This is a genomic window from Enterobacter cloacae complex sp. 372C4 (assembly GCF_050030615.1).
Taxonomy (GTDB): domain Bacteria; phylum Pseudomonadota; class Gammaproteobacteria; order Enterobacterales; family Enterobacteriaceae; genus Enterobacter; species Enterobacter intestinihominis.
Genome location: NZ_JBLGUQ010000001.1, coordinates 824,001 through 847,972, shown reverse-complemented (window position 1 = coordinate 847,972; position 23,972 = coordinate 824,001). Strand labels below are relative to the sequence as shown.

The 23,972-nt window shown below is 57.9% G+C and carries 27 protein-coding genes; 15 read left to right on the top strand and 12 right to left on the bottom strand.

The annotated features are described in order from the left end of the window. Positions 1 to 14 precede the first annotated feature (14 nt). Genes ispD through ACQG11_RS04015 form a run of 5 tightly spaced genes read left to right on the top strand, consistent with a single transcriptional unit; the run spans position 15 to position 3,612 of the window. A complete protein-coding gene (gene ispD / locus ACQG11_RS04035) occupies positions 15 to 725 on the top strand; it encodes a 2-C-methyl-D-erythritol 4-phosphate cytidylyltransferase (protein WP_000741569.1) in 711 nt (236 codons plus the stop codon). Beyond that, positions 725 to 1,204, top strand: coding sequence for a 2-C-methyl-D-erythritol 2,4-cyclodiphosphate synthase (ispF, locus tag ACQG11_RS04030; protein WP_003862097.1), 480 nt, complete (start codon positions 725 to 727; stop codon positions 1,202 to 1,204). The genes ispD and ispF overlap by 1 nt, the downstream gene beginning before the upstream one ends. Next, on the top strand, positions 1,201 to 2,250 hold the full coding sequence (gene truD, locus ACQG11_RS04025) for a tRNA pseudouridine(13) synthase TruD (protein WP_063152087.1): 1,050 nt from the start codon (positions 1,201 to 1,203) through the stop codon (positions 2,248 to 2,250). The genes ispF and truD overlap by 4 nt, the downstream gene beginning before the upstream one ends. Continuing rightward, positions 2,231 to 2,992 carry a 5'/3'-nucleotidase SurE gene (gene surE, locus ACQG11_RS04020; RefSeq protein ID WP_023298480.1) on the top strand — a complete coding sequence of 254 codons (762 nt, stop codon included), beginning with the start codon at positions 2,231 to 2,233 and terminating at the stop codon, positions 2,990 to 2,992. Before truD ends, surE begins: the two co-directional genes overlap by 20 nt. Further along, complete coding sequence (locus ACQG11_RS04015) at positions 2,986 to 3,612, top strand: protein-L-isoaspartate(D-aspartate) O-methyltransferase (protein ID WP_022649184.1); 627 nt, start codon at positions 2,986 to 2,988, stop codon at positions 3,610 to 3,612. Before surE ends, ACQG11_RS04015 begins: the two co-directional genes overlap by 7 nt. 94 nt (positions 3,613 to 3,706) lie before the next feature. Here the strand turns inward: ACQG11_RS04015 and ACQG11_RS04010 are convergent, their stop codons facing one another. Then, positions 3,707 to 3,838: a peptidase gene (locus ACQG11_RS04010; RefSeq protein ID WP_306173474.1), complete on the bottom strand. Its 132-nt coding sequence runs from the start codon at positions 3,836 to 3,838 to the stop codon at positions 3,707 to 3,709. Here ACQG11_RS04010 and nlpD point away from each other — a divergent pair. After that, the gene (gene nlpD, locus ACQG11_RS04005) at positions 3,780 to 4,853 is read left to right on the top strand and encodes a murein hydrolase activator NlpD (protein ID WP_426728880.1); all 1,074 of its coding nucleotides are present in this window, start codon (positions 3,780 to 3,782) and stop codon (positions 4,851 to 4,853) included. The genes ACQG11_RS04010 and nlpD overlap by 59 nt on opposite strands. 60 nt (positions 4,854 to 4,913) lie before the next feature. Further along, the gene (rpoS, locus tag ACQG11_RS04000) at positions 4,914 to 5,906 is read left to right on the top strand and encodes an RNA polymerase sigma factor RpoS (RefSeq protein WP_022649182.1); all 993 of its coding nucleotides are present in this window, start codon (positions 4,914 to 4,916) and stop codon (positions 5,904 to 5,906) included. A gap of 50 nt (positions 5,907 to 5,956) precedes the next feature. Here rpoS and ACQG11_RS03995 read toward each other — a convergent pair whose 3' ends face one another. Together ACQG11_RS03995 and ACQG11_RS03990 are read right to left on the bottom strand one after the other, a co-directional pair. Continuing rightward, complete coding sequence (locus tag ACQG11_RS03995; protein WP_058646250.1) at positions 5,957 to 6,334, bottom strand: DUF4440 domain-containing protein; 378 nt, start codon at positions 6,332 to 6,334, stop codon at positions 5,957 to 5,959. Then, positions 6,331 to 7,533: an MFS transporter gene (locus tag ACQG11_RS03990; protein ID WP_426728195.1), complete on the bottom strand. Its 1,203-nt coding sequence runs from the start codon at positions 7,531 to 7,533 to the stop codon at positions 6,331 to 6,333. Before ACQG11_RS03990 ends, ACQG11_RS03995 begins: the two co-directional genes overlap by 4 nt. Before the next feature lie 109 nt (positions 7,534 to 7,642). Here ACQG11_RS03990 and ACQG11_RS03985 point away from each other — a divergent pair, with 109 nt between their 5' ends. Further along, positions 7,643 to 8,530 (top strand): LysR family transcriptional regulator, encoded by an 888-nt coding sequence (locus ACQG11_RS03985; protein WP_063147453.1) that lies wholly within the window; start codon positions 7,643 to 7,645, stop codon positions 8,528 to 8,530. Here ACQG11_RS03985 and ACQG11_RS03980 read toward each other — a convergent pair. After that, positions 8,527 to 8,934, bottom strand: a complete 408-nt coding sequence (locus ACQG11_RS03980; protein ID WP_022651767.1) for a MarR family winged helix-turn-helix transcriptional regulator — start codon at positions 8,932 to 8,934, stop codon at positions 8,527 to 8,529. The genes ACQG11_RS03985 and ACQG11_RS03980 overlap by 4 nt on opposite strands. 172 nt (positions 8,935 to 9,106) lie before the next feature. On the opposite strand from ACQG11_RS03980, the gene ACQG11_RS03975 reads away from it, so the two are divergent. Genes ACQG11_RS03975 through ACQG11_RS03965 form a run of 3 tightly spaced genes read left to right on the top strand, consistent with a single transcriptional unit; the run spans position 9,107 to position 11,358 of the window. Continuing rightward, entirely contained in the window at positions 9,107 to 9,709 is a 603-nt protein-coding gene (locus tag ACQG11_RS03975) for a non-oxidative hydroxyarylic acid decarboxylases subunit B (RefSeq protein WP_003862111.1), read from the top strand. Then, positions 9,699 to 11,123, top strand: coding sequence for a non-oxidative hydroxyarylic acid decarboxylases subunit C (locus ACQG11_RS03970; protein ID WP_032676483.1), 1,425 nt, complete (start codon positions 9,699 to 9,701; stop codon positions 11,121 to 11,123). The genes ACQG11_RS03975 and ACQG11_RS03970 overlap by 11 nt, the downstream gene beginning before the upstream one ends. Before the next feature lie 13 nt (positions 11,124 to 11,136). Beyond that, entirely contained in the window at positions 11,137 to 11,358 is a 222-nt protein-coding gene (locus tag ACQG11_RS03965) for a non-oxidative hydroxyarylic acid decarboxylases subunit D (protein ID WP_003862116.1), read from the top strand. A 141-nt stretch (positions 11,359 to 11,499) separates the two neighbouring features. On the opposite strand, the gene mutS is transcribed toward ACQG11_RS03965, so the two are convergent. Together mutS and ACQG11_RS03955 are read right to left on the bottom strand one after the other, a co-directional pair. Then, positions 11,500 to 14,061: a DNA mismatch repair protein MutS gene (mutS, locus tag ACQG11_RS03960; protein WP_022649176.1), complete on the bottom strand. Its 2,562-nt coding sequence runs from the start codon at positions 14,059 to 14,061 to the stop codon at positions 11,500 to 11,502. A 113-nt stretch (positions 14,062 to 14,174) separates the two neighbouring features. Then, the gene (locus ACQG11_RS03955; RefSeq protein WP_022649175.1) at positions 14,175 to 14,405 is read right to left on the bottom strand and encodes a SymE family type I addiction module toxin; all 231 of its coding nucleotides are present in this window, start codon (positions 14,403 to 14,405) and stop codon (positions 14,175 to 14,177) included. Between the two features lie 165 nt (positions 14,406 to 14,570). Here ACQG11_RS03955 and ACQG11_RS03950 point away from each other — a divergent pair, with 165 nt between their 5' ends. Further along, positions 14,571 to 14,915, top strand: coding sequence for a nitrous oxide-stimulated promoter family protein (locus ACQG11_RS03950; RefSeq protein WP_022649174.1), 345 nt, complete (start codon positions 14,571 to 14,573; stop codon positions 14,913 to 14,915). A gap of 140 nt (positions 14,916 to 15,055) precedes the next feature. Here the strand turns inward: ACQG11_RS03950 and flhA are convergent, their stop codons facing one another. From flhA to hypA, 6 genes are all read right to left on the bottom strand, one after another. Beyond that, positions 15,056 to 17,128 (bottom strand): formate hydrogenlyase transcriptional activator FlhA, encoded by a 2,073-nt coding sequence (gene flhA / locus ACQG11_RS03945; protein ID WP_023330179.1) that lies wholly within the window; start codon positions 17,126 to 17,128, stop codon positions 15,056 to 15,058. A gap of 63 nt (positions 17,129 to 17,191) precedes the next feature. After that, positions 17,192 to 18,202 (bottom strand): hydrogenase expression/formation protein HypE, encoded by a 1,011-nt coding sequence (gene hypE, locus ACQG11_RS03940; protein ID WP_063853177.1) that lies wholly within the window; start codon positions 18,200 to 18,202, stop codon positions 17,192 to 17,194. After that, positions 18,199 to 19,320 carry a hydrogenase formation protein HypD gene (hypD, locus tag ACQG11_RS03935; protein ID WP_047050127.1) on the bottom strand — a complete coding sequence of 374 codons (1,122 nt, stop codon included), beginning with the start codon at positions 19,318 to 19,320 and terminating at the stop codon, positions 18,199 to 18,201. Before hypD ends, hypE begins: the two co-directional genes overlap by 4 nt. Before the next feature lie 3 nt (positions 19,321 to 19,323). Beyond that, complete coding sequence (locus ACQG11_RS03930; RefSeq protein WP_003862132.1) at positions 19,324 to 19,596, bottom strand: HypC/HybG/HupF family hydrogenase formation chaperone; 273 nt, start codon at positions 19,594 to 19,596, stop codon at positions 19,324 to 19,326. Then, a complete protein-coding gene (hypB, locus tag ACQG11_RS03925) occupies positions 19,587 to 20,450 on the bottom strand; it encodes a hydrogenase nickel incorporation protein HypB (RefSeq protein WP_426728194.1) in 864 nt (287 codons plus the stop codon). The genes ACQG11_RS03930 and hypB overlap by 10 nt, the downstream gene beginning before the upstream one ends. A gap of 3 nt (positions 20,451 to 20,453) precedes the next feature. Further along, a complete protein-coding gene (gene hypA, locus ACQG11_RS03920) occupies positions 20,454 to 20,804 on the bottom strand; it encodes a hydrogenase maturation nickel metallochaperone HypA (RefSeq protein WP_022649168.1) in 351 nt (116 codons plus the stop codon). 210 nt (positions 20,805 to 21,014) lie between these two features. Between hypA and hycA the strand changes: the two genes are divergently transcribed. From hycA to hycC, 3 genes are all read left to right on the top strand, one after another. Next, positions 21,015 to 21,479: a formate hydrogenlyase regulator HycA gene (gene hycA / locus ACQG11_RS03915; RefSeq protein ID WP_022651744.1), complete on the top strand. Its 465-nt coding sequence runs from the start codon at positions 21,015 to 21,017 to the stop codon at positions 21,477 to 21,479. 73 nt (positions 21,480 to 21,552) lie between these two features. After that, the gene (locus ACQG11_RS03910) at positions 21,553 to 22,161 is read left to right on the top strand and encodes a 4Fe-4S dicluster domain-containing protein (protein ID WP_022649166.1); all 609 of its coding nucleotides are present in this window, start codon (positions 21,553 to 21,555) and stop codon (positions 22,159 to 22,161) included. Then, positions 22,158 to 23,972, top strand: a complete 1,815-nt coding sequence (gene hycC, locus ACQG11_RS03905; RefSeq protein WP_426728193.1) for a formate hydrogenlyase subunit 3 — start codon at positions 22,158 to 22,160, stop codon at positions 23,970 to 23,972. Before ACQG11_RS03910 ends, hycC begins: the two co-directional genes overlap by 4 nt.

The following is a 23,972-nucleotide window of genomic DNA, read 5'->3' as shown; positions in this document are numbered from 1 at the left end:
CCCAGGATTACGACATGGCAGCAACTTTTTCGGACGTCTGTGCCGTGGTGCCGGCCGCAGGTTTTGGCCGGCGTATGCAGACAGAATGTCCTAAGCAGTATCTCTCAATTGGCGATAAAACGATCCTCGAGCACGCCGTGGCGGCGCTGCTGGCGCATGCCCGGGTGAAACGCGTTGTTATTGCCATCAGCCCCGGCGATGCACGTTTTGCGCAGCTCCCGCTGGCGAATCATCCTCAGATTACCGTCGTTGACGGCGGCGCAGAGCGGGCTGACTCCGTTCTGGCGGGCATTCAGGCTGCCGGGAACGCGCAGTGGGTGCTGGTGCACGATGCCGCGCGTCCCTGTCTGCATCACGACGATCTGTCGCGTCTGCTGGCCCTGAGTGAAACCAGTAAAGTGGGCGGCATTCTGGCCGCCCCGGTGCGTGACACCATGAAGCGTGCCGAACCGGGTAAACCAGCGATTGCCCACACCGTCGAGCGCGTCGATCTATGGCACGCGCTGACGCCACAATTTTTTCCCCGCGAATTACTCCACGACTGCTTAACGCGAGCGCTTAAAGAAGGTGCGACCATTACGGACGAAGCCTCGGCGCTGGAGTATTGCGGTTTCCACCCCACGCTTGTTGAAGGACGCGCTGATAATATAAAAGTGACGCGCCCGGAAGACTTACAGCTCGCGGAATTTTATCTTACCCGTACGACCCCTCAGGAGAAGGCATAATGCGTATTGGACACGGTTTTGATGTACACGCCTTTGGCGGCGTTGGCCCAATTATCATTGGCGGCGTGCGCATTCCTTACGAAAAAGGTCTGCTGGCGCATTCTGATGGCGACGTGGCGCTGCATGCGCTGACCGACGCGCTGCTGGGTGCCGCCGCGCTGGGCGACATTGGCAAACTGTTCCCGGACACCGATCCTGCTTTCAAAGGCGCAGACAGCCGCGAACTGCTGCGCGAAGCCTGGCGTCGTATTCAGGCCAAAGGCTACACTCTCGGCAACGTTGATGTGACGATCATTGCCCAGGCACCGAAGATGCTGCCGCACATCCCACAGATGCGTGTGTTTATCGCTGAAGATCTGGGCTGCCATATGGACGACGTCAACGTCAAAGCGACCACCACGGAGAAGCTGGGCTTTACCGGTCGTGGCGAAGGCATTGCCTGTGAGGCCGTGGCGCTGCTGGTGAAGGCGGCCAAATGACCGATTTCGATAATCTGACGTATCTGCACGGTAAACCGCAGGGCAATGGGCTGCTGAAGGCCAACCCTGAAGATTTCGTGGTGGTGGAAGATCTCGGCTTTGAGCCGGACGGCGAAGGCGAGCACATTCTGGTGCGCATCCTGAAAAACGGCTGCAACACCCGCTTCGTGGCGGACGCGCTGGCAAAATTCCTCAACATTCACGCCCGCGAGGTGAGCTTCGCCGGGCAGAAAGACAAGCACGCCGTGACCGAGCAGTGGCTTTGCGCCCGCGTGCCCGGCAATGCGATGCCTGATTTAAGCAAATTTGAGCTTGAAGGCTGTAAGGTGCTGGAGTACGCCCGCCACAAGCGCAAGCTGCGTCTGGGCGCACTGAAAGGCAATGCCTTTACCCTGGTACTGCGCGAAGTGACCGACCGCGAAGACGTTGAAAAACGCCTGAAGGCCATTAACGAACGCGGCGTACCAAACTATTTCGGTGCTCAGCGCTTTGGTATCGGTGGTAGCAACCTGCTGGGCGCGCTGCGCTGGGCGCAAAGCGGTGCACCGGTGCGCGATCGTAATAAACGCAGTTTTTGGTTGTCGGCGGCCCGCAGTGCGTTGTTTAATCAGATTGTGAGCGAACGGCTGAAAAAACCGGACGCGAATCAAGTTGTTGTCGGCGATGCGCTACAATTAGCGGGACGCGGAAGCTGGTTTGTGGCAACGGCCGAAGAGATGGCCGATGTCCAGTCGCGCGTGGACGCTAAAACGCTGATGATTACCGCCACCTTGCCGGGTTCAGGCGACTGGGGAACCCAGGGCGAGGCGCTGGCCGCTGAGCAGTCAGCGGTGGCGGATGCGCCAGAATTACAATCGTTGCTGGTGCGGGAAAAGGTCGAGGCGGCACGCCGTGCGATGCTCCTCTACCCGCAACAGCTGAGCTGGAACTGGTGGGATGACGTAACCGTCGAGTTACGCTTCTGGCTGCCGGCAGGTAGCTTTGCCACCAGTGTTGTCAGGGAACTTATCAACACGTCGGGTGATTATGCGAATATTGCTGAGTAACGATGACGGGATCCATGCGCCAGGTATTCAGACGCTGGCGAAACACCTCCGCGAATTTGCGGATGTGCAGGTCGTGGCTCCCGATCGTAACCGCAGTGGCGCGTCTAACTCATTGACGCTGGAGTCTTCACTTCGCACTTTTACCTTTGAGAATGGCGATATTGCCGTCCAGATGGGGACGCCGACCGACTGCGTGTTTCTGGGCGTGAACGCGCTGATGCGCCCGCGGCCGGATGTTGTGGTCTCCGGCATCAATGCCGGGCCAAATCTTGGCGATGATGTGATTTACTCCGGCACCGTGGCCGCGGCGATGGAAGGGCGTCACCTGGGGTTTCCGGCGCTGGCGGTCTCGTTAAACGGTCACACCCACTATGACACAGCCGCCGCGGTGACCTGCTCCATTCTCCGTGCGCTTGGCCGCGAGCCGCTGCGTACCGGACGTATCCTCAATATTAACGTGCCGGACCTCCCGCTGGACGAGATCAAAGGGATCCGCGTGACGCGCTGTGGCAGTCGCCATCCTGCCGATCAGGTTATTCCCCAGCAGGATCCGCGCGGCAATACCCTGTACTGGATCGGCCCGCCGGGAGCTAAATGCGATGCCGGACCAGACACCGACTTCGCTGCGGTGGATGAAGGGTACGTTTCCGTTACGCCGTTGCACGTAGATTTAACCGCTTATAGCGCGCATGATGTGGTGTCGGACTGGTTAGATCGGGTCGGAGTGAACGCGCAATGGTAAGTAAACGTGTACAAACTCTTCTGGAACAATTACGCGCACAGGGGATCGCCAACGAGCAGGTGCTGAACGCGCTTGCCCAGGTTCCCCGTGAGAAGTTTGTAGATGAGGCGTTTGAACACAAAGCGTGGGAAAACGTGGCGCTGCCCATTGGGCAAGGCCAGACGATTTCGCAGCCCTACATGGTGGCGCGTATGACGGAGCTTTTGGAGTTAACGCCAGAGTCCCGGGTGCTGGAAATTGGCACCGGTTCAGGGTATCAGACCGCGATCCTGGCTCACCTTGTGCACCATGTCTGTTCGGTGGAACGGATTAAAGGGTTGCAGTGGCAGGCGCGCCGTCGCCTGAAACAGCTTGATTTACATAATGTATCGACACGCCACGGCGATGGATGGCAGGGTTGGCAGGCTCGCGCCCCGTTTGACGCCATCATTGTCACGGCAGCGCCACCTGAAATCCCCACTGCGCTTCTTTCGCAGCTGGACGAGGGTGGCATTCTTGTATTGCCCGTCGGCGATGAGCAGCAGCTTTTGAAGCGCGTTCGTCGACGCGGCGGCGAGTTTATTATCGATACCGTGGAAGCCGTGCGCTTTGTGCCCCTGGTTAAGGGCGAACTGGCCTGAGACTCGGATTTTTCCAGGGTTATTAAGGCAAATTCAGCGTATGGTGTGGCGCGATAGATTCGTGCCATCACGGTTATTTTTAAGTCACTGGTAGTTAACACATTCCTGGGGGATAAATGAGCGCGGGAAGCCCAAAATTCACCATCAGCCGTGTTGCGGCATTATCACTGGTTTCGCTCTGGCTGGCAGGCTGTACAAGTTCAAATAACGCGCCTGCGCCCGTCAGTTCCGTTAATGGAACCAGCGGCTCGGGTAACACGTCCAGCGGAATGTTGATCACCCCTCCGCCTAAAATGGGCACCTCAACGGCGCAGCAAACTCCGCAGATCCAGCCAGTTCAGCGTCCAGTTACGCAGCCTACGCAGATTCAGGCAGTGGAACAGCCTGTTCAGACTGAAAATGGCCGTATAGTGTATAACCGTAAGTATGGGAACATTCCGAAAGGTAGCTATACCGGCGGCAGCACCTATACCGTGAAGCGCGGCGATACGCTGTTCTATATTGCCTGGATCACCGGGAACGATTTCCGCGATCTGGCACAGCGAAACAACGTCCAGGCCCCGTATGCTCTGGAAGTCGGGCAAACGCTTCAGGTTGGCAACGCGACGGGGTCACCGCTTACGCCAGGCAACACCGTTTCAGCAGCCGACGTAACTGCGCAAAATAACAGCGTTACTCCTGCACAAAAAACCACCACGGTGGTTGCTTCACAACCTGTAATTACGTATTCTGAGGATTCAGGTGATCAGAGTGCTAACAAAATGTTGCCGAATAATAAAGGTACTGCGACTGTTGTCACAGCACCGACTACGGCACCTGTGGTTAGCTCTACTGTACCGACTGCAAGCAGTCAGAATGCCAGCTCGTCAATCACCACCTGGCGCTGGCCAACTGACGGCAAGATTATCGAGAACTTCGCTACCTCTGAGGGGGGCAACAAAGGGATCGATATCGCAGGCAGTAAAGGACAGGCAATCATCGCGACCGCAGACGGACGCGTTGTCTATGCCGGTAACGCACTGCGCGGTTACGGTAATCTTATTATCATCAAACATAACGATGATTACCTGAGTGCCTACGCCCATAACGACACTATGCTGGTCCGGGAACAACAAGAAGTTAAGGCGGGGCAAAAAATCGCTACCATGGGTAGCACCGGAACCAGTTCTACACGCTTGCATTTTGAAATTCGTTACAAGGGGAAATCCGTAAACCCGCTGCAATATTTACCGCAGCGATAAATTGACGGGGCATGCCAGCCAGGGTGTCTCGTCCAGGGATCACGGGTAGGAGCCACCTTTATGAGTCAGAATACGCTGAAAGTTCATGATTTAAATGAAGACGCGGAATTTGATGAGAACGGATCAGAGGCTTTTGACGAAAAAGCCTTAGTAGAAGAGGAACCCAGTGATAACGATTTGGCTGAAGAAGAGCTGTTATCGCAGGGTGCCACACAGCGTGTGCTGGACGCGACTCAGCTTTACCTTGGGGAGATTGGTTACTCCCCACTGCTAACGGCCGAAGAAGAAGTCTATTTCGCACGTCGTGCTTTGCGTGGTGATGTTGCCTCGCGTCGTCGCATGATCGAAAGTAACCTGCGACTGGTCGTGAAAATTGCCCGCCGTTACGGCAATCGTGGTCTGGCTCTGCTGGATCTGATTGAAGAGGGCAACTTAGGTCTCATCCGCGCAGTTGAGAAGTTTGACCCGGAACGCGGGTTCCGTTTCTCAACCTACGCGACCTGGTGGATTCGTCAGACCATCGAACGGGCTATTATGAACCAGACCCGTACGATTCGACTGCCGATCCACATCGTCAAAGAGTTGAATGTTTATCTGCGTACCGCGCGCGAGTTGTCCCATAAACTGGACCACGAGCCAAGTGCGGAAGAGATTGCAGAGCAACTCGACAAACCGGTTGATGACGTAAGCCGTATGCTGCGTCTCAACGAGCGCATTACCTCGGTTGACACCCCGCTGGGTGGTGACTCTGAAAAAGCGCTGCTGGACATCCTGGCCGATGAAAAAGACAACGGCCCGGAAGACACCACGCAGGACGATGACATGAAACAGAGCATCGTCAAATGGCTGTTCGAACTGAACGCCAAACAGCGTGAAGTGCTGGCACGTCGTTTCGGTTTACTGGGGTATGAAGCTGCGACACTGGAAGATGTCGGCCGTGAGATTGGCCTGACCCGTGAACGTGTTCGTCAGATTCAGGTTGAAGGGCTACGCCGCCTGCGTGAAATCCTGCAAGGGCAAGGTCTGAATATCGAAGCGCTGTTCCGCGAGTAAGCAACCATTCGTCAGAAAAGGCCCGTCGTGAGACGGGCCTTTTTTATGCCTTACGATTGCGCCGTTTCGTGCAGCAAACGCCAGGTGATGTTATCCCCTTCCTGATTAAGCACCGCGGTTGACCAGCGCACGTTGACGGGCTGGCCTGGCCGGTTTTGCGTCTCCCGGTAATGGAGCACCGCGCCGTTGTCCCATGTCTGAAGCGTTGTTAACGCATCAATACCGATCCTGAGCCCGGGTCGGGTTCCCCGCTGCGCATATAAAAATTGGGCCAGAGCGTGATGATCTAAATGGGTGCCACTCGGTGGAACCATCAGAAAATCCGGACGGAAACGGGCGAGCAGGGCGTCCTGTTCGCCTTCGCCTGCACCTAACCAGTTTTCAAGGGCGACGTGGATGTCGAGGATCTCTTGTTCGAAATGAGTCATGGGTGCTCCTGTTGCAGTTGCGCAAGTAACTGCGTGTTATTAAGACGGTAGACGTACAGTACGGGCAGCAGAGTGATAACTGCGGCAAAAATAAACATCCCGTGCCAGGCGGCCAGCGGCGTAAAATAAGCTTGCATGAAGCTCAGCGCCTGCGCCAGCAGCAGGGCACCCGCAAAAAAGCTCAACTGACGATTCAGATTCCATAGCGCACTGGCATCAGGCATATCTTCCCGCCGCGTTGTCAAAAACGCGCTGCTCTGAGCCGTACTGCTGCAAAGGCTTCCCCCCGCACCCATTAACGCAAACGCAACGGCAGGTAACAGCATAGCCGGGCCGACGTTAATTAAAAGCAGAATGCCCGTTGCCTGCAAAAGGCAACCGATGACCACCAGCGGCCGCGGGCCGATACGGTTGAAATAGCGTCCTGTCGCGGTGATAGCCAAAAACGATGCCACAGACCACGGCAGCATAAGCATGCCCGTTGCGGTGGGCGTCATATTGGCCTCGCTCTGAAGGTAATACATGCCCGTTACGTTCACGCCAATAAAGATGCCGGGTACGCATACATAGATAAGCATGGATAAGCGCAACAGCGGATCCGTCAGCAAAGACAGGTTTACTATTCTGGTGGTGTTTATCGGTGACGGTTCTGTTTTAAGCCACGCGCAGGCCAAAACAAAGGTGACAATGGCGACGGGCAGGGTGGCAAAAAATATCCAGCGCCAGCTGAATGTCTGAACCAGCATGCCGCCCACAGCCGGTGAGCAGGCGGGGGCAAGCAGCGCGACCAGCATCACCGCCGAGGTGAGTCTGGCCCGCTCATGAGGCTTAAACTGTTGCCAGGTCAGCGCCTGACCAACCGGGATCAGTAAACCCCCTCCGGCGCCCTGCACGACGCGCCAGGCAATCAAACTTTCCAGCGAAGATGAGAGACCCGCCGCAACGGAGGCCGCGCTAAAGAGAAGCAGTGAGAGCAGAATAACGCGCTTCGGCCCGACGCGGCGCGTCAGAATACTGCTGAATGGGATGACTAACGTCAGCCCGGCAATGTATCCGTTACTTACCCAGGCAAGCGCGGAAGGTGTGGTATTGAATGCGTGAGCCATCGCCGGAAAGGCGACGCTGGCAATAAACATGTTTATCAAATCAAGGAAAAAGCCGAGCAGAAAGACGACGGCGATTTTGCTGCGATACGTCATGGAAGTTCCTCCGGTGAGGTGGCGTATCGTATCGGCCCACGCGTTAAGGATAAACGCGACAAAGGACGATATACTGTCAACATTATTTTGACAGTTAACCAGGCAAGCGATGCTTAATTTACAGCGTACGGCGATGTTTATCGCCGTAGCGGACACCGGCAGTTTCACCGCCGCGGCGGAGGCGATGGGGCTGACAAAAGCGGTGGTCAGCTTTCATATTCGTCAGCTTGAAGAGGAGCTGGGCGTCACCCTGTTGCTGCGAACCACCCGACGCCTGACGCTGACCGAGGCGGGGAAGCTCTTTCATCAACGAAGCGTGATGCTGTTACGGGATGCAGAGCGATTGCAGGATGATGTTCGCGCCAACCACGCCGGGCTGACGGGAGAACTGCGGATCACCACCACGCCCGAGTATGGCTCGCAGGTGGTGGTGCCTTTGCTGGCTGAGTTTAGCCAGCTGCACCCTGATCTCCGCGTGCGGCATGTCTCGTCCTCTTTGCATGCCGATCTTATCGCCGAGCGCTTCGATGTCGCTATCCGGCTCGGCACGCTTGCAGATTCGCGCTACCACGCCGCGTTGATGACCTCCTTCACCATCCTGCCCGTGGCGACGCCATGCTGGCTGGCAAACCATCCGGTTGACTCGCTGGAGCAGCTGGCGGAAGCGGACTGGATCATTCACGAGCGTTTAACGTCGCCGCTGCGCTGGCAGGTGAGAGGCGTTGATCGGCATCCGGTTTCCTTTGAGATCAGAAAAGCGCCGCGCCTGTATGCAGACAGTGCCCAGGCATTGATGGCTTTTGCCCTCGCGGGATGTGGCGTGGCGCTGTTGCCGGAGTGGCTGGTGCGTAACGCACTGGATACAGGGAAGCTGGTCTCGCTGTTACCGGAGTACACGTTTGCTCAGCAGGGCATCTATGCTGTTTATCCCGATGCCCGGCATGTGCCCGCGAAAGTGCGAACATTTATTGATTTTATGCGCGTCAGGGTTACTTAACCCTGCATCATCTTTTTAATGAGCGCTGAAAATTGCTCTCGTTCCGCGCCGTTAAGGCGCCCTAAAAACGCCTCATCCACCTCATTTCCAATCGGTTTACTGCTCTCAAGCAGGGCCTCACCTTCGGCCGTCAGAAAGACAAACCGACGGCGTTTGTCCGCCGGATCGTGCTCGCGCCTGACCAGGCCGCGTGCTTCCATGCGGCTCAGCATTTCTGCCAGCGTCGCTTTGGTGCTCACCGCGACTTCAGTCAGGGCAACCTGCTCAATGCCAGGATTTTCAGCAATTGACCGCATCACCGCATATTGTGGTTTGGTCAGTTCGGGCAATGCGTGTTGCCACTGGGCGGTATGCTGTTGAAAAAGCTGACGTAGCAGGTGAAACGCTTCTTGTCTTAACTCCATGGACACTCCGACGGAAAAATACTCCCTCTATGATAGCCGCTCTCGGGCTGAATTTTAACGCGAGAGTTTTTAGCGAATAGTGTGATCGTATGCGAACGATCTTGTCAGCAGCAGGATCGAGGCGTAGTTTAGTTAATATGTTCGTATACGAACAAACTAATTGAGGTGCTGAATGAGATTGATTGTGGGAATGACGGGCGCGACGGGTGCGCCATTAGGCGTGGCGTTGTTGCAGGCGCTGCGGGAAATGCCCGAGGTGGAAACGCATCTGGTGATGTCGAAGTGGGCAAAAACCACGATTGAGCTGGAAACGCCCTTCACTGCGCATGACGTTGCTGCACTGGCGGATGTCGTCCATAGCCCGGCCGATCAGGCTGCCACCATCTCCTCCGGCTCGTTTCGCACCGACGGCATGATCGTCATTCCGTGCAGCATGAAAACGCTGGCGGGTATCCGCGCGGGCTACGCCGAAGGGCTGGTAGGGCGTGCGGCAGACGTGGTGCTGAAAGAGGGACGCAAGCTGGTGCTGGTTCCGCGTGAGACGCCGCTCAGCACCATCCATCTTGAGAACATGCTTGCCCTTTCCCGCATGGGCGTGGCGATGGTGCCGCCTATGCCTGCGTACTACAACCACCCACAAACCGCCGATGACATAACCCAGCATATCGTGACCCGCGTTCTCGACCAGTTTGGTCTGGAGCATAAGAAAGCCCGACGCTGGGAAGGTTTGCAGGCAGCGAAACATTTTTCACAGGAGAATAAAGATGGCATTTGATGATTTGAGAAGCTTCTTGCAGGCGCTCGATGAGCAAGGGCAGCTGCTGAAAATTGAGGAAGAGGTAAACGCTGAGCCGGATTTAGCGGCCGCCGCCAACGCTACCGGACGCATTGGCGATGGTGCGCCTGCGCTGTGGTTCGATAATATTCGCGGCTTCACCGATGCCCGTGTGGTGATGAACACTATCGGCTCGTGGCAAAACCACGCTATTTCGATGGGGCTGCCAGCAAATACCCCGGTGAAAAAACAGATCGACGAGTTTATTCGTCGCTGGGACAAATTCCCCGTCTCGCCAGAGCGTCGTGCAAATCCGGCCTGGGCGCAGAACACGGTGGATGGGGAAGACATCAACCTGTTCGACATTCTGCCGCTGTTCCGCCTGAACGACGGTGACGGGGGCTTTTATCTCGATAAAGCGTGCGTTGTCTCCCGCGATCCGCTCGACCCCGATCACTTCGGCAAGCAGAACGTCGGGATTTACCGTATGGAAGTGAAGGGCAAGCGTAAGCTCGGCCTGCAACCGGTGCCGATGCATGATATCGCGCTGCATCTGCATAAGGCAGAAGAGCGCGGCGAAGACCTGCCTATTGCCATTACGCTGGGTAACGATCCGATCATCACCCTGATGGGCGCCACGCCGCTGAAATACGATCAATCCGAGTATGAGATGGCCGGTGCGCTACGCGAAAGCCCGTATCCGATTGCGACGGCTCCGCTGACCGGTTTTGATGTGCCGTGGGGGTCGGAAGTGATCCTGGAAGGGGTGATTGAAGGCCGAAAACGTGAGATTGAAGGGCCATTCGGTGAGTTTACCGGACACTACTCCGGCGGGCGCAACATGACGGTCGTGCGCATTGATAAAGTCTCTTACCGCACAAAACCCATTTTCGAATCTCTCTACCTGGGGATGCCGTGGACCGAGATTGATTATCTGATGGGGCCCGCTACCTGCGTGCCGCTCTATCAGCAGCTGAAGGCGGAATTCCCGGAAGTGCAGGCGGTAAACGCCATGTACACCCACGGCCTGCTGGCGATTATCTCCACCAAAAAACGATACGGCGGTTTTGCCCGTGCGGTCGGGCTCCGCGCCATGACCACGCCACACGGTCTGGGTTACGTGAAAATGGTGATTATGGTGGATGAGGACGTCGATCCGTTTAACCTGCCGCAGGTGATGTGGGCGCTGTCATCGAAGGTCAATCCGGCTGGCGATCTGGTGCAGCTACCGAATATGTCTGTGCTGGAGCTTGACCCCGGCTCCAGCCCGGCGGGGATCACTGACAAGCTGATCATTGATGCCACCACCCCGGTCGCTCCGGACAACCGTGGTCACTACAGCCAGCCGGTACAGGATCTCCCTGAAACCAAAGCCTGGGCCGAAAAACTGACCGCGATGCTGGCGGCACGTTAATAAGGAGGAAAAAATGATTTGTCCACGTTGTGCCGATGAACATATTGAAGTGATGGCAACATCACCGGTGAAAGGTGTCTGGACGGTATACCAGTGTCAGCACTGTCTGTATACCTGGCGCGATACCGAACCGCTGCGCCGTACCAGCCGTGAGCATTACCCGGAAGCGTTCCGCATGACGCAGAAGGATATTGATGAGGCACCGCAGGTGCCGACGATCCCGCCGCTGCTGTAATAAAAAGCCCGGAGGCGGCTGTGCTTACCGGGCGTTAATATTGTGCGGTCTTTTGCCCGATGGCGCTACGCTTACCGGACCTACGGGTTTTGTAGGCCGGGTAAGGCGAAGCCGCCACCCGGCAAAAAAGACCGCAGAAAACTAAACCAGACTCTTCAACCGATAAATCCACTCCAGCGCCTGACGCGGCGTCAGCGAGTCCGGATCGAGATTTTCCAGCGCTTCTACAGCCGGAGATGTCTCTTCCGGCACCGCCAGCAGTGACATCTGCGTACCATCTATCTGCGTAGCTGCCGCATTCGGTGACAAACTTTCCAGCTCACGCAATTTCTGACGCGCGCGCTTAATCACCTCTTTCGGCACACCCGCCAGCGCGGCGACGGCCAGGCCATAGCTCTTGCTTGCCGCGCCGTCCTGCACCGTGTGCATAAAGGCGATGGTGTCGCCGTGCTCAAGCGCATCAAGGTGGACGTTAGCCACGCCTTCCATTTTCTCTGGCAGCTGTGTCAGTTCGAAATAGTGCGTCGCGAACAGCGTCAGCGCCTTGATTTTATTCGCCAGACTTTCCGCGCACGCCCAGGCCAGGGACAGGCCGTCATAGGTGGAGGTACCGCGTCCTACTTCGTCCATCAACACCAGACTGTTCTCTGTCGCGTTATGCAGAATGTTGGCGGTTTCGGTCATCTCGACCATAAAGGTAGAGCGACCGCTCGCCAGATCGTCCGCCGCACCCACACGGGTGAAGATACGGTCGACAGGGCCAATCTCAACCTTCTGCGCCGGAACGTAGCTGCCGATGTAGGCGAGCAGCGCGATAAGGGCTGTCTGGCGCATATAGGTACTTTTACCGCCCATATTGGGGCCGGTAATGATCAGCATTCTTCGCTGCGGTGACAGGTTCAACGGGTTGGCAATAAACGGCTCGTTCAGCACCTGCTCAACCACCGGATGGCGACCTTCGGTAATGCGAATACCGGGTTTGTCAGTAAAGGTTGGACAGGTGTAGTTCAGCGTTTCGGCGCGCTCGGCCAGGTTTACCAGGACATCCAGCTCGGCCAGCGCAGCGGCGCTCATTTGAAGGTCAGCCAGATGCGGCATCAGGATGTCGAACAGCTCGTCATACAGCTGTTTCTCCAGCGCCAGCGCTTTACCTTTCGACGTGAGCACTTTGTCTTCGTACTCTTTCAGCTCGGGAATAATGTAGCGCTCGGCATTTTTCAGCGTCTGGCGGCGAACGTAGTGAATCGGTGCCAGGTGGCTCTGCCCACGACTGATCTGGATATAGTAACCGTGTACGGCGTTGTAGCCGACTTTCAGGGTGTCGAGCCCCAGACGTTCACGCTCGCGGATTTCCAGCTTATCCAGATAATCCGTCGCGCCATCGGCCAGCGCACGCCATTCGTCCAGCTCTTCGTTATAACCCGGAGCAATAACCCCGCCATCCCGCACCAGAACAGGCGGCGCATCAATGATGGCGCGTTCCAGCAGTTCGCGAAGCTCGGTAAATTCGCCCATGGTTTCGCGCAGCTTTTGCACTGGCGCGCTGTCGATCTCTCCCAGCTGAGCGCGCAGTTCCGGCAACTGCTGGAAAGCGTGACGCATACGGGCGAGATCGCGTGGACGCGCGGTACGCAATGCCAGGCGCGCCAGGATACGCTCAAGGTCACCCACCTGACGCAGCACCGGCTGCAATTCGGTGTAACGATCCTGCAATGCGGCAATGGTTTGCTGACGGCCAATCAGCGTTTCGGTGTTGCGGATCGGCATATGCAGCCAGCGTTTGAGCATACGGCTGCCCATGGGGGTAACCGTGCTGTCAAGAACCGACGCCAGCGTATTTTCCATGCCGCCAGCGAGGTTCTGCGTGATCTCCAGGTTGCGGCGCGTGGCGGCATCCATGATGATGCTGTCCTGCTGACGCTCCATGGTAATTGAACGGATATGGGGCAGGGCGGTACGCTGCGTATCCTTCACGTACTGCAACAGGCAGCCTGCAGCACATAGCCCGCGCGGGGCATTTTCCACACCAAAGCCAATCAAATCGCGCGTGCCAAATTGCAGGTTCAGCTGCTGGCGCGCGGTATCAATTTCGAACTCCCACAGTGGACGACGACGCAGGCCGCGGCGACCTTCAATCAGCGCCATCTCGGCGAAATCCTCTGCATAAAGCAGTTCTGCCGGATTGGTGCGCTGTAGTTCAGCCGCCATGGTTTCACGGTCAGCCGGTTCACTCAGGCGAAAACGACCGGAGCTGATATCCAGCGTGGCGTAGCCAAACCCTTTACCGTCCTGCCAGATCGCCGCCAGCAGGTTATCCTGGCGCTCCTGAAGCAGGGCTTCATCGCTGATGGTTCCCGGCGTCACGATGCGTACGACCTTGCGCTCAACGGGGCCTTTCGACGTGGCCGGGTCGCCAATTTGTTCGCAGATAGCGACAGATTCGCCCTGGTTCACCAGCTTCGCCAGATAGTTTTCAACCGCGTGATGCGGGATACCCGCCATCGGGATGGGCTCGCCTGCCGACGCGCCACGTTTCGTCAGAGAAATGTCGAGCAGCTGAGACGCACGTTTCGCATCGTCATAAAAAAGCTCGTAAAAATCGCCCATACGGTAAAACAGCAGAATTTCCGGATGCTGTGCCTTCAGCTTCAGGTACTGCTGCATCATCGGCGTATGCGCGTCGAAATTGTCGATTGTGCTCATGGAGTTATGATATCCATTTCTTTGAAAATATTACGCTTTGAGCGGCTCAATGGCCGATTGTTCCTTCTATTGTCGCATGAAAAAAAGGTGCGGCGCAGAAAAAAGTCACGACTTTACGAGGCATCTTCCGCTATTAATTCAATGATGATTTTTCCGTGCTCGACGCCCACCCGAACCTGCGAGTTGGTGGTAAATCCCGCTTGTTCAAGCCAGTCGCCTTTCAGGCTCAGCGCTGCGTGTACGCTGTAGCGTTTTGGAATTTTCGTTTTACGGTCTTCATGACGTTTTCTGAAGTAACCCACTTTTAAGTGCCGATAGGGTTTGGCGATCGCGATCTGTTGCATAAGCTCTCCGGTGAATACGGTTATTTACACCTGTATAAAATACCAGTAAAACGCAGCGAGGGGAGGGGTAATTCTGGAAGGACGCTTCAGAAAACGGAATGCAATAACTGAAAATGTGCGGATAAAAAGGTATTATAAATGCACTTTATTGTTGAGGACGACGTTATGTCCGGTAAACGTATTTCACGAGAAAAAAAGACGATCGCCAGAATGATCGCCCTGTACGAAAACAGGTGTCCGCACGCCATAAAAGAAGAGGGGCACTATTCGGCGCTTAAGGCTTATGCCGATAAGCGGCTGGATAAATGCGTGTTTGGTGAGGAAAAACCTGCCTGCAAACAGTGCCCGGTGCACTGTTATCAGCCCGCCCGACGGGAAGAGATGAAGCAGGTAATGCGCTGGGCAGGGCCACGTATGTTATGGCGTCATCCGATTCTGACCATCCGACATCTGATCGACGATCGTCGTCCGGTTCCGGAATTACCGGAAAAGTATCGGCCCAAAAAATAACCGGCTCAGCGCCGCAGTGGACGACAAATCACGCTCAGGGCGACGGTGCGGCGCAGGCAGACAGAAAAAGAGCACCAAATATCCCAGCGCCAGCGCGGGAGCGATATGTACCCGCTGACGCTCGCCGCCGGAATGACGGGTTATTTCAGGCTCTCTTTATCGATTCCCAGACGCTTCATACGCGAGAGCAGGGTGGTACGCTTCAGCCCCAGCCGTTGCGCCGCACCTTTCGGTCCGGCTACCACGCCGTTGGTCTCCTTCAGCACTCGCATAATGAGCTGATATTCATCTTCTCCCTCTTTCGCAAGCTCGCTTGCGGCCACGGTCGTTTCAGAGAGAGTAACCTCTGGCAGGGAGAGCTGGAGCACGTTCCCGCGCGTCAGCAGGACCGCGCGCTCAATGACGTTTTCCAGCTCGCGCACGTTCCCCGGCCACTCCATCGCCGAAAGGGTGCGTAGCGTTTCGGCAGGAATACTGTCGATATTTCGCCCCATCCGGCGGGCAATCTTCGCGGTAAAGGCTTTCACCAGCAGCGGGATATCTTCCGGGCGTTCGCGCAGCGGCGGCAGGCAGATCGGGAAGACGTTCAGACGATAGTAAAGATCGCTGCGAAACTCGCGGTCGGCGACCATTTTTTTCAGATCGCGGTTGGTGGCGGCAATCAGACGCACGTCGGTCTGGATCAGCTTGTTGCTGCCGAGACGCTCGAACTCCTGCTCCTGCAAAACGCGCAGCAGCTTAGGCTGAAGCTCCAGCGGCATATCGCCCACTTCGTCGAGGAACAATGAGCTTTTATCCGCCAGTTCAAAACGGCCCAGCCGCTGGCTGCTGGCGCCGGTAAACGCGCCGCGCTCGTGGCCGAACAGGTCGCTTTCCAGTAAGCCCGCAGGCATCGCCGCGCAGTTCATCTTCACCATCCGGCGGCTGTTGCGGTTGCTCAGGTTGTGGATCGCCCGGGCAATCAGCTCTTTCCCTGTGCCGGTTTCACCGAGGATCAGCACCGTGCTGTCGCTCTGCGCCACCATCTCCACCTGCTTGAGGATGTTGTACATGGCATCGCTGCGTCCAATGATTTCGCCAAACTCGCTGTCCACATTGTTGAGCTGCTCGGTCAGCGCCAGGTTTTCGTCCACCAGCCGTTCTTTCAGACGGTGGATCTCCTGATAGGCGAGGGCGTTATCCAGCGCAATGGAGATACGTTCGGCGATCTGGCGCAGCAGCTTCAGGTTGGCGGTGGTAAATACGGCTTCATCGCACTGCGCCAGTTTAAGCACGCCGAGCATGGTGTTGCCGGACATCAGCGGCAGCAGGCACAGGGTCTGGATCTTGTTGCCCCAGGTGTTAAACAGCATCCGCTCGTAGGGCGCTACCGGATCCTGCTCGCTGAGGTTTAACAGCAGGATCTCTTTGCTTTTAAATACCCGTTCAGACAGGGTTCCCGCTTCGTCCACTTCGCTTTGCTCGTGCGCCGGGTTAGCTTCGTCGAGGTAGTGGGTGGAGTAGATGTTCAGCTTGCCCTTACGGTTGCCGCGCAGCGCAATGCTGATGGCATCGATCCTGAAATAGTGATGGATCTCTTTGGCGACTTCGCTCACCAGTTCGTCCATATCGAGACGCGACAGCACGGCATTGGTGATGGCGACCAGTATGCGGAAATTATCGCGCTCGCGGCTCAACAGGTCGTAATCCACGTTATTGGTGACGCGGCTTTGGATCTGCTCTGCCACGACGGCCACAATCTGCGTGAAGGTATGCAACCGCTCGTACTCAGCCTCGGTCCAGGGCTGGTCGTTATTACGGATAAACTCGCAGCCGCCAAAAATTTGCCCTTCCACCGCCAGCGGCAGCATGCTGTAGTGGCCGAACGGGTGGTAAAGGTTGCTCTCTGCCAGCTTCGGCCAGGCCTGGCGAAACTGGTCAAAATTGCAGTGCAGCGCTTCCGGGCGGGAGAGAATACGTCGCACCGGACCGTGGGCCAGAAACGTTTCATCTTCATATTCGAAGATTTTGCCGTTATCACGCGTTGAGAAATAGCTCGCGCGGTGGGTTGCGCTATGCCAGAGCACAATGGCGGCGCTGTCCGCCAGCGCTGATTGCCTGACCAGCCGCGTCAGGGCATCGCTCAGCGCGCCGAGGTCGGGCTGTTGTAAAAGTGTGCGCGTGATGTCAAACAGGCCCTGCTGTCCAAGATCGCTCATCGGTGTATACGGCATTGTTGCTTTCCAATAGAAACTGGCAAAAAAGAGACATTCAGCGCTGACCGCTTTTGGCGCGGTCTAGCAAATTCGGGGTAACGGTTCAGCGTGCGGCAGATCCAGCGTGCGCTTCACGCCGTAAAGCCCGGTCAGGCGCACCCCTTTGCGCTCAACCACGTCGCCGATGATGGCCGCGTCTTTCCCTAAGGGATGTGCGCGCAGTTGTTCAAGTACGGCTTCCGCCGCCGTGCGTTCCACGCCGATCACCAGCTTGCCTTCGTTGGCAAAGTTAAGCGGGTCTAGCCCTAATAGCTCGCACAGCCCGCGTACAGCAGGCTTAACGGGCAGGCCGCGCTCGGTCAGTTCAATTCCGCAGCCGCTGCTTGCGGCAAATTCGTGTACGACGGCATTCACGCCGCCTCGCGTGGCGTCGCGCAGGGCTTTTACACCCGGCATGTCGCGCAGCGTCTGGATCAGCGGCGTGAGTACCGCGCAGTCACTGTGCAGCTCGCCATCCAGCCCTAAGCCTTCGCGCAGGTTCAGGATGGTTGCCCCGTGGCAGCCCAGCGTGCCGCTGACAATCAGCACGTCGCCTGCACAAAGCTGCTGCGCGCCCCAGTGAATGTTGGCGGGGATCGCCCCCATTCCGGCGGTGTTAATGAAGAGCTTATCCGCCGCGCCGCGCTGCACCACCTTGGTATCCCCGGTCACGATGGCGATCCCCGCCTCGCGGGCGGTGTGCGCCATGCTGTTGACCACCGCCGTGAGCGTTTCCATCGGTAACCCTTCTTCGAGGATAAACCCGCAGGAGAGGTAGCGGGGGATCGCGCCGCTGACGGCCACGTCGTTTGCCGTGCCGCAGACGGCGAGCTTGCCGATATCGCCGCCCGGGAAGAACAGCGGGTCAATCACGTAGCTGTCGGTAGAGAACGCCAGCCTGTCGCCGTGGGCAGTCAGGGCCGCGAGGTCAATACGCGCCTGATCTTCCTGCTCGGCGAGCCAGGGGTTGTTAAAGGCTTCCATGAACAGCCTGTTAATCAACTGCTGCATCGCCTGTCCACCGCTTCCGTGCGCCATTTCCACCGTGTTCATGCTTCACACTCCTGGTTGCGATAGTGATACCACGCGGCGCATGCCCCTTCGGAAGAGACCATCAGCGCGCCAAACGCGGTTTGCGGGTTACAGGCGTTGCCAAATAACGGGCAGTGATGAGGTTTGCATTTGCCGGTGAGTACGTCGCCACAGCGGGCGCGGGGATCGTCGCACACCTGCTGCGGTTGCGGGCGGAAATGCGCTTCGGCGTCGAAGGCGCGATACGCGGGCGTCAGGTGCACGCCGGATTCGGCAATCAGCCCCAGTCCGCGCCACTCGCTGTCGCCTTCGACGCTAAACACGTCGGCTATGGCCTGCTGTGCCCGTCTGTTACCTGCATCGGGCACCACGCGGCGATACTGATTTTCCACCGCACTCAGGGCCGCTATTTTCTGCTCAACCAGCATGGTCACGCCTTGCAGTAGATCAAGTGGCTCGAAACCAGCCACCACTAACGGACGATTGTACTGTTCAGCGATAAAACCGTAGGCTTCTGTGCCGATCACCATGCTGACGTGGCCTGGCGCCAGAAACGCGTCGATACCGTTATCCGGCGCTTCAAGCAGGCTGCGCAGCGTGGGAATAAGCGTGATGTGCTGGCAGAAAAAGTAAAAGTTAGTGACGTTGCGGGCTTTCGCCTGCTGGAGGGTAATGGCGGTGGCGGGCATGGTGGTTTCAAAACCCAGCCCGAAAAAGACGACCTTACGCTCAGGATTAGCCATCGCCAGCGTCAGGGCATCCATCGGTGAGTAGACGATCCGCACGTCCGCGCCGCGCGCCTTCGCCTGGAGCAGCGAGCCATTTTTTCCCGGTACGCGCATGGCGTCGCCAAAGGTGCAAAAAATCACACCGGGACGGCTGGCGATGTCGAGACAGCTGTCGATGCGCCCCATCGGCAGCACGCACACCGGGCAGCCGGGGCCGTGGATAAATTCGATGTTCTCCGGCAGCAGCTGGTCGAGGCCAAATTTGAAGATGGCGTGGGTGTGTCCGCCGCACACCTCCATGATCCGCAGCGGTTTTTCTTTCGTGTAGTCCAGCAGGGACGCGCGGGTTTTCAGGCGATCGATAAGCTGCAACACCTGCTCAGGCGCGCGATATTCATCAACGTAACGCATGTGTTATCGTTCCTCACCATACAGCAGGGCACCCACGTCCGGCTCAACGTCGAACATATTCTGTAGCGCGTCCAGCGTGTCGCGTGCTTCTTCCTCATTAATCACGCTCATGGCAAACCCCACGTGGACCAGCACCCACTGGCCGAGACGCGATGCGCCGGTCTCATCGTGGCTGCCCACCAGCGTCAGATCGACATCGCGCAGGATGCCGCAGACCTCCACTTTGGCCTGATTGCCGTCGATCGAATGAATTTGTCCGGGGACGCCTATGCACATCGTTCGCTCTCCAGCCAGTTCAGCCAGGCATCCATCCCGTCGCCGCGCGTGGCGGAAACCAGCAGGATCTCAATGTCCGGGTTCACTTCCCGGGCGTAAGCCAGGCACTTATCCACGTCGAAATTCAGGTACGGCAGCAGGTCGACTTTGTTCAGCAGCATGAGGGAGGCGGCGGCAAACATATGTGGATACTTCAGCGGCTTGTCTTCCCCTTCGGTCACGGAGAGCACCGCCACTTTATGCCGCTCGCCGAGGTCGAAGCTTGCCGGGCAGACCAGGTTGCCGACGTTTTCAATAAACAGGATGCCGTTATCCGCCAGCGGCAGGCGCGGGGCGGCGTCGGCAATCATCTGCGCATCCAGGTGGCAGCCCTTGCCGGTGTTGACCTGAATCGCGGGCGTACCGGTTTCGCGGATGCGCGCCGCGTCGTTTACCGTTTGCTGATCGCCTTCGATAACGGCGCAGGAGACACGTTTATTCAGTCGTTTGAGGGTTTTGGTCAGCAGGGTGGTTTTACCGGAGCCGGGGCTGGAGACCAGGTTCAGTACCAGCTGTTGACGGGCGGCAAAGCGGGCGCGATTGCGGGCGGCGAGCTGGTTATTTTTGTCCAGCACATTGATCTCCACCTCCAGCATCTCGCGCTGGCTGATGCCCGGCGCGTGGGTGCCTGCTTCGCCGTGGCCGTAATGCAGGTCGCCCGCGTCTGAACGCTGCGGCGCAAAGGTGATGCCGGTCAGTGCCGCCGCGGGACGCGGTGCAGGAGAAAAGGGTGCGGAGCGAAACGCGGAGTGGGGACGGTGTTCATCCCCTTCTATATACAGGTTGCCTTCAGCGCAACCGCAGGTACTACACATACATTACTCCTTCTCGATTTCGAGGCGTTGGATCTGCATACCGTCATCCGCCACGATGCGCAGCCCGCTGCTCTGGCACTGCGGACAGCGCTGTACCTTCGATGACAGCAGCGTGACGTACTGCTGACACTGCTCGCACCAGCACTCCGCCTGCTGCTCCTCGATATGCAGTGCGCAACCCTCCGCCAGCGTGCCGCGGCACACCAGCTCAAAACAGAAGGTGAGGGCGCTGGTCTCGACGCAGGAAAACGCCCCGACCTTCAGCCAGACGCCGGTCACGCGCTTCGCATGGTTCTGCACAGCCTGCTGTTCGATAAGTTCCAGTGCCCGCTGGCAGAGGGTGATTTCGTGCATGACGCCTCCTTAATGAATTGCCCCTTTAATGCAATAACAGTGCCAGCTTGATTTGCGTTACGGCGTGACGATGTCAACGCTGTCGAAATGACACGTCGACACCGCAGCGGTGACAGTGCGCATCTCTTTAAAATCCATATAAATCAATAAATTAAAAACTGGCACGAAATCTGCTTAACAGCCGCTAACTCCATTAACCGGATACCTTTTATGACTATTTGGGAAATTAGCGAAAAAGCGGATTACATCGCGCAACGTCATCAGCAGCTTCAGGATCAGTGGCACCTCTACTGCAACTCTCTGATTCAGGGGATCACCCTCTCAAAAGCCCGTCTGCACCATGCCATGAGCTGCGCGGCGCAGGGGGATATGCGCTTTGTGTTGTTTGGACACTTCACGATTTTTGTCACCCTGGCGGAGAGCTTCAACAGCCACACCATTGAGTATTACGTTGAGACAAAAGAGGGTGAAAAACAGTGTATTGCGAAAGCCCAACTGATGGCCGACGGCATGGTGGACGGTCACGTCAGCAACCGCGATCGCCAGCAGGTGCTGGAGCACTATCTGGAGAAAATCGCGCCGGTTTATAACGGCCTCTACGCTGCCGTTGAGCACGATCAGCCGATCAACCTGAAACAGCTGATCGACGGAAAATCCTCCGCGAACGTGGCCTGAAAAGCGAGTGTCGAGAAGTGTCGATAAGACAGTTTTTTTTCGTCAAAAATGACCATCACCAGAGGATGACCCGGTGAACCGTTTTGTAATTGCTGACTCGACGGTCTGTATTGGCTGTCGAACCTGTGAGGCGGCGTGCTCGGAAACACACCGCCTGCACGGGCTACAGTCCATGCCGCGCCTGCGCGTCATGCGTAATGAGAAAGAGTCTGCCCCGCAGCTCTGTCACCACTGTGAAGACGCGCCATGCGCGGGCGTCTGTCCCGTCAATGCCATCACCCGCGTTGACGGCGCGGTACAGCTGAACGAAAGCCTGTGCGTGAGCTGCAAGCTGTGCGGCATCGCCTGTCCGTTCGGCGCCATTGAGTTTTCCGGCAGCCGTCCGCTGCATATTCCGGCGAATGCCAACACCCCGAAAGCGCCGCCTGCGCCGCCGGCACCGGCACGCGTGAGCACGCTGCTGGACTGGGTGCCGGGCATTCGCGCCGTTGCGGTGAAGTGCGACCTGTGCAGCTTCGATGAACAGGGTCCGGCCTGCGTGCGCACCTGTCCGACCAAAGCGTTAATTCTGGTTAATATTCGCGACATCGCCCGCACCAGCAAACGCAAGCGCGAGCTGACCATCAATACTGACGTCGGCGATCTTTCGCTGCTGCGGGCGCTTAACGAGGGGGCGAAATGAACGCGATAGTTATGATGACCAGCGGCGTGGCCTGGTTTGCCGCCGCCGCTGTCCTGGCGCTGCTCCTCTCCTTCCATAAAACGCTGAGCGGCTGGATCGCCGGTATCGGCGGGGCGGTCGGCAGCCTGATGACGCTGGCGGCGGGCGGCGTTGTCCTGATCGACGGCCAATCCGTCGACACCCTCATCCCGCTGATTCACCACGCCGTTGAGCTTACGCCGCTAAATGCCATCTGGCTGGTCACCTTTGGTCTGTGTGGGCTGTTTATCAGCCTGTTTAATATCGACTGGCACCGCCATCAGCACACCAACGCCAACGGCCTGCTGGTCAACCTGTTGATGGCCGCCGCGGTCTGCACTGTTGTCGCCAGCAACCTCGGCGCGCTGGTGGTGATGGCTGAAATCATGGCCCTGTGCGGCGTGTTCCTGACCGGATGCAGCGCCTCCGGCAAGCTGTGGTTTGCGCTCGGACGACTCGGCACGCTGCTGCTGGCGCTGGCCTGCTGGCTGGTGTGGCAGCGTTTCGGCACGCTGGACTTTGCCGTGCTTAACGGCCAGCCGCTGGGGAATGACGTCTGGCTGTTGGGCGTAGTCGGTTTTGGCCTGCTGGCCGGGATTATCCCGCTGCACGGCTGGGTGCCGCAGGCGCATGCCAATGCCTCGGCCCCGGCTGCCGCGCTGTTCTCCACCGTGGTGATGAAGGTCGGTCTGTTCGGCATCCTGACGATAACCCTGACGGGCGGCCAGCCGCCGCTGTGGTGGGGCGTGGCGCTGCTGATTGCGGGGATGATCACCGCATTTGTCGGCGGGCTGTACGCCCTGATGGAGCATAACATCCAGCGTCTGCTGGCGTACCACACCCTGGAGAATATCGGCATCATCCTGCTCGGCATGGGCGCGGGTGTCAGCGGGCTGGCGCTCAACCAGCCGGCGCTGATTGCCGCCGGGTTTATTGGCGGTCTGTATCACCTTATCAACCACAGCCTGTTTAAAAGCACCCTGTTCCTCGGCGCGGGCAGCGTCTGGTTTCGCACCGGGCACCGCGATATTGAAAAGCTCGGCGGGATTGGCAAAAAAATGCCCGTCATTTCGCTGGCGATGCTGGTCGGGCTGATGGCGATGGCCGCGCTTCCGCCGCTGAACGGCTTTGCCGGGGAGTGGGTGATCTATCAATCCTTCTTCGCGCTCGGCCAGAGCGACGCGTTTATCGCGCGGCTGCTCGGCCCGCTGCTGGCGGTTGGGCTGGCGATTACCGGGGCGCTGGCGGTGATGTGTATGGCGAAGGTTTACGGCGTCACCTTCCTGGGCGCGCCGCGCACCCGCGAAGCGGAAAACGCCTGTTGCGCCCCGGTACTGATGGCCACCAGCGTGGTCGCGCTGGCGCTGTGCTGTATCGCAGGTGGGGTTGCCGCGCCGTGGCTGCTGCCGCTTCTGGGCCACGCCATTCCGCTGCCGCTGGCTACGGCGCATACCGTCGTGTCCCAGCCGATGATGGCGCTGCTGCTGATTGCCGCGCCGCTCCTGCCGTTCGTGCTGATGCTGTTCTTCAGACGCGACCGTCTCGCCTCCCGCTCGCGCGGCGCGGCGTGGGCCTGCGGCTACGAACACGAGCAGTCGATGGTCATCACCGCCCACGGTTTCGCCATGCCGGTGAAGGAGAACTTCGCCGCCGTGCTGAAGCTGCGCCACTGGCTGAACCCGGTGGGCTGGGTGCCGGGCTGGCAGAGTGCCGCCGTGCTCGTGCTGTTCCGCCGCCTGGCGCTGATCGAGCTGGCGGTGCTGGTGGTGATTGTCATTTCACGAGGAGCCTGA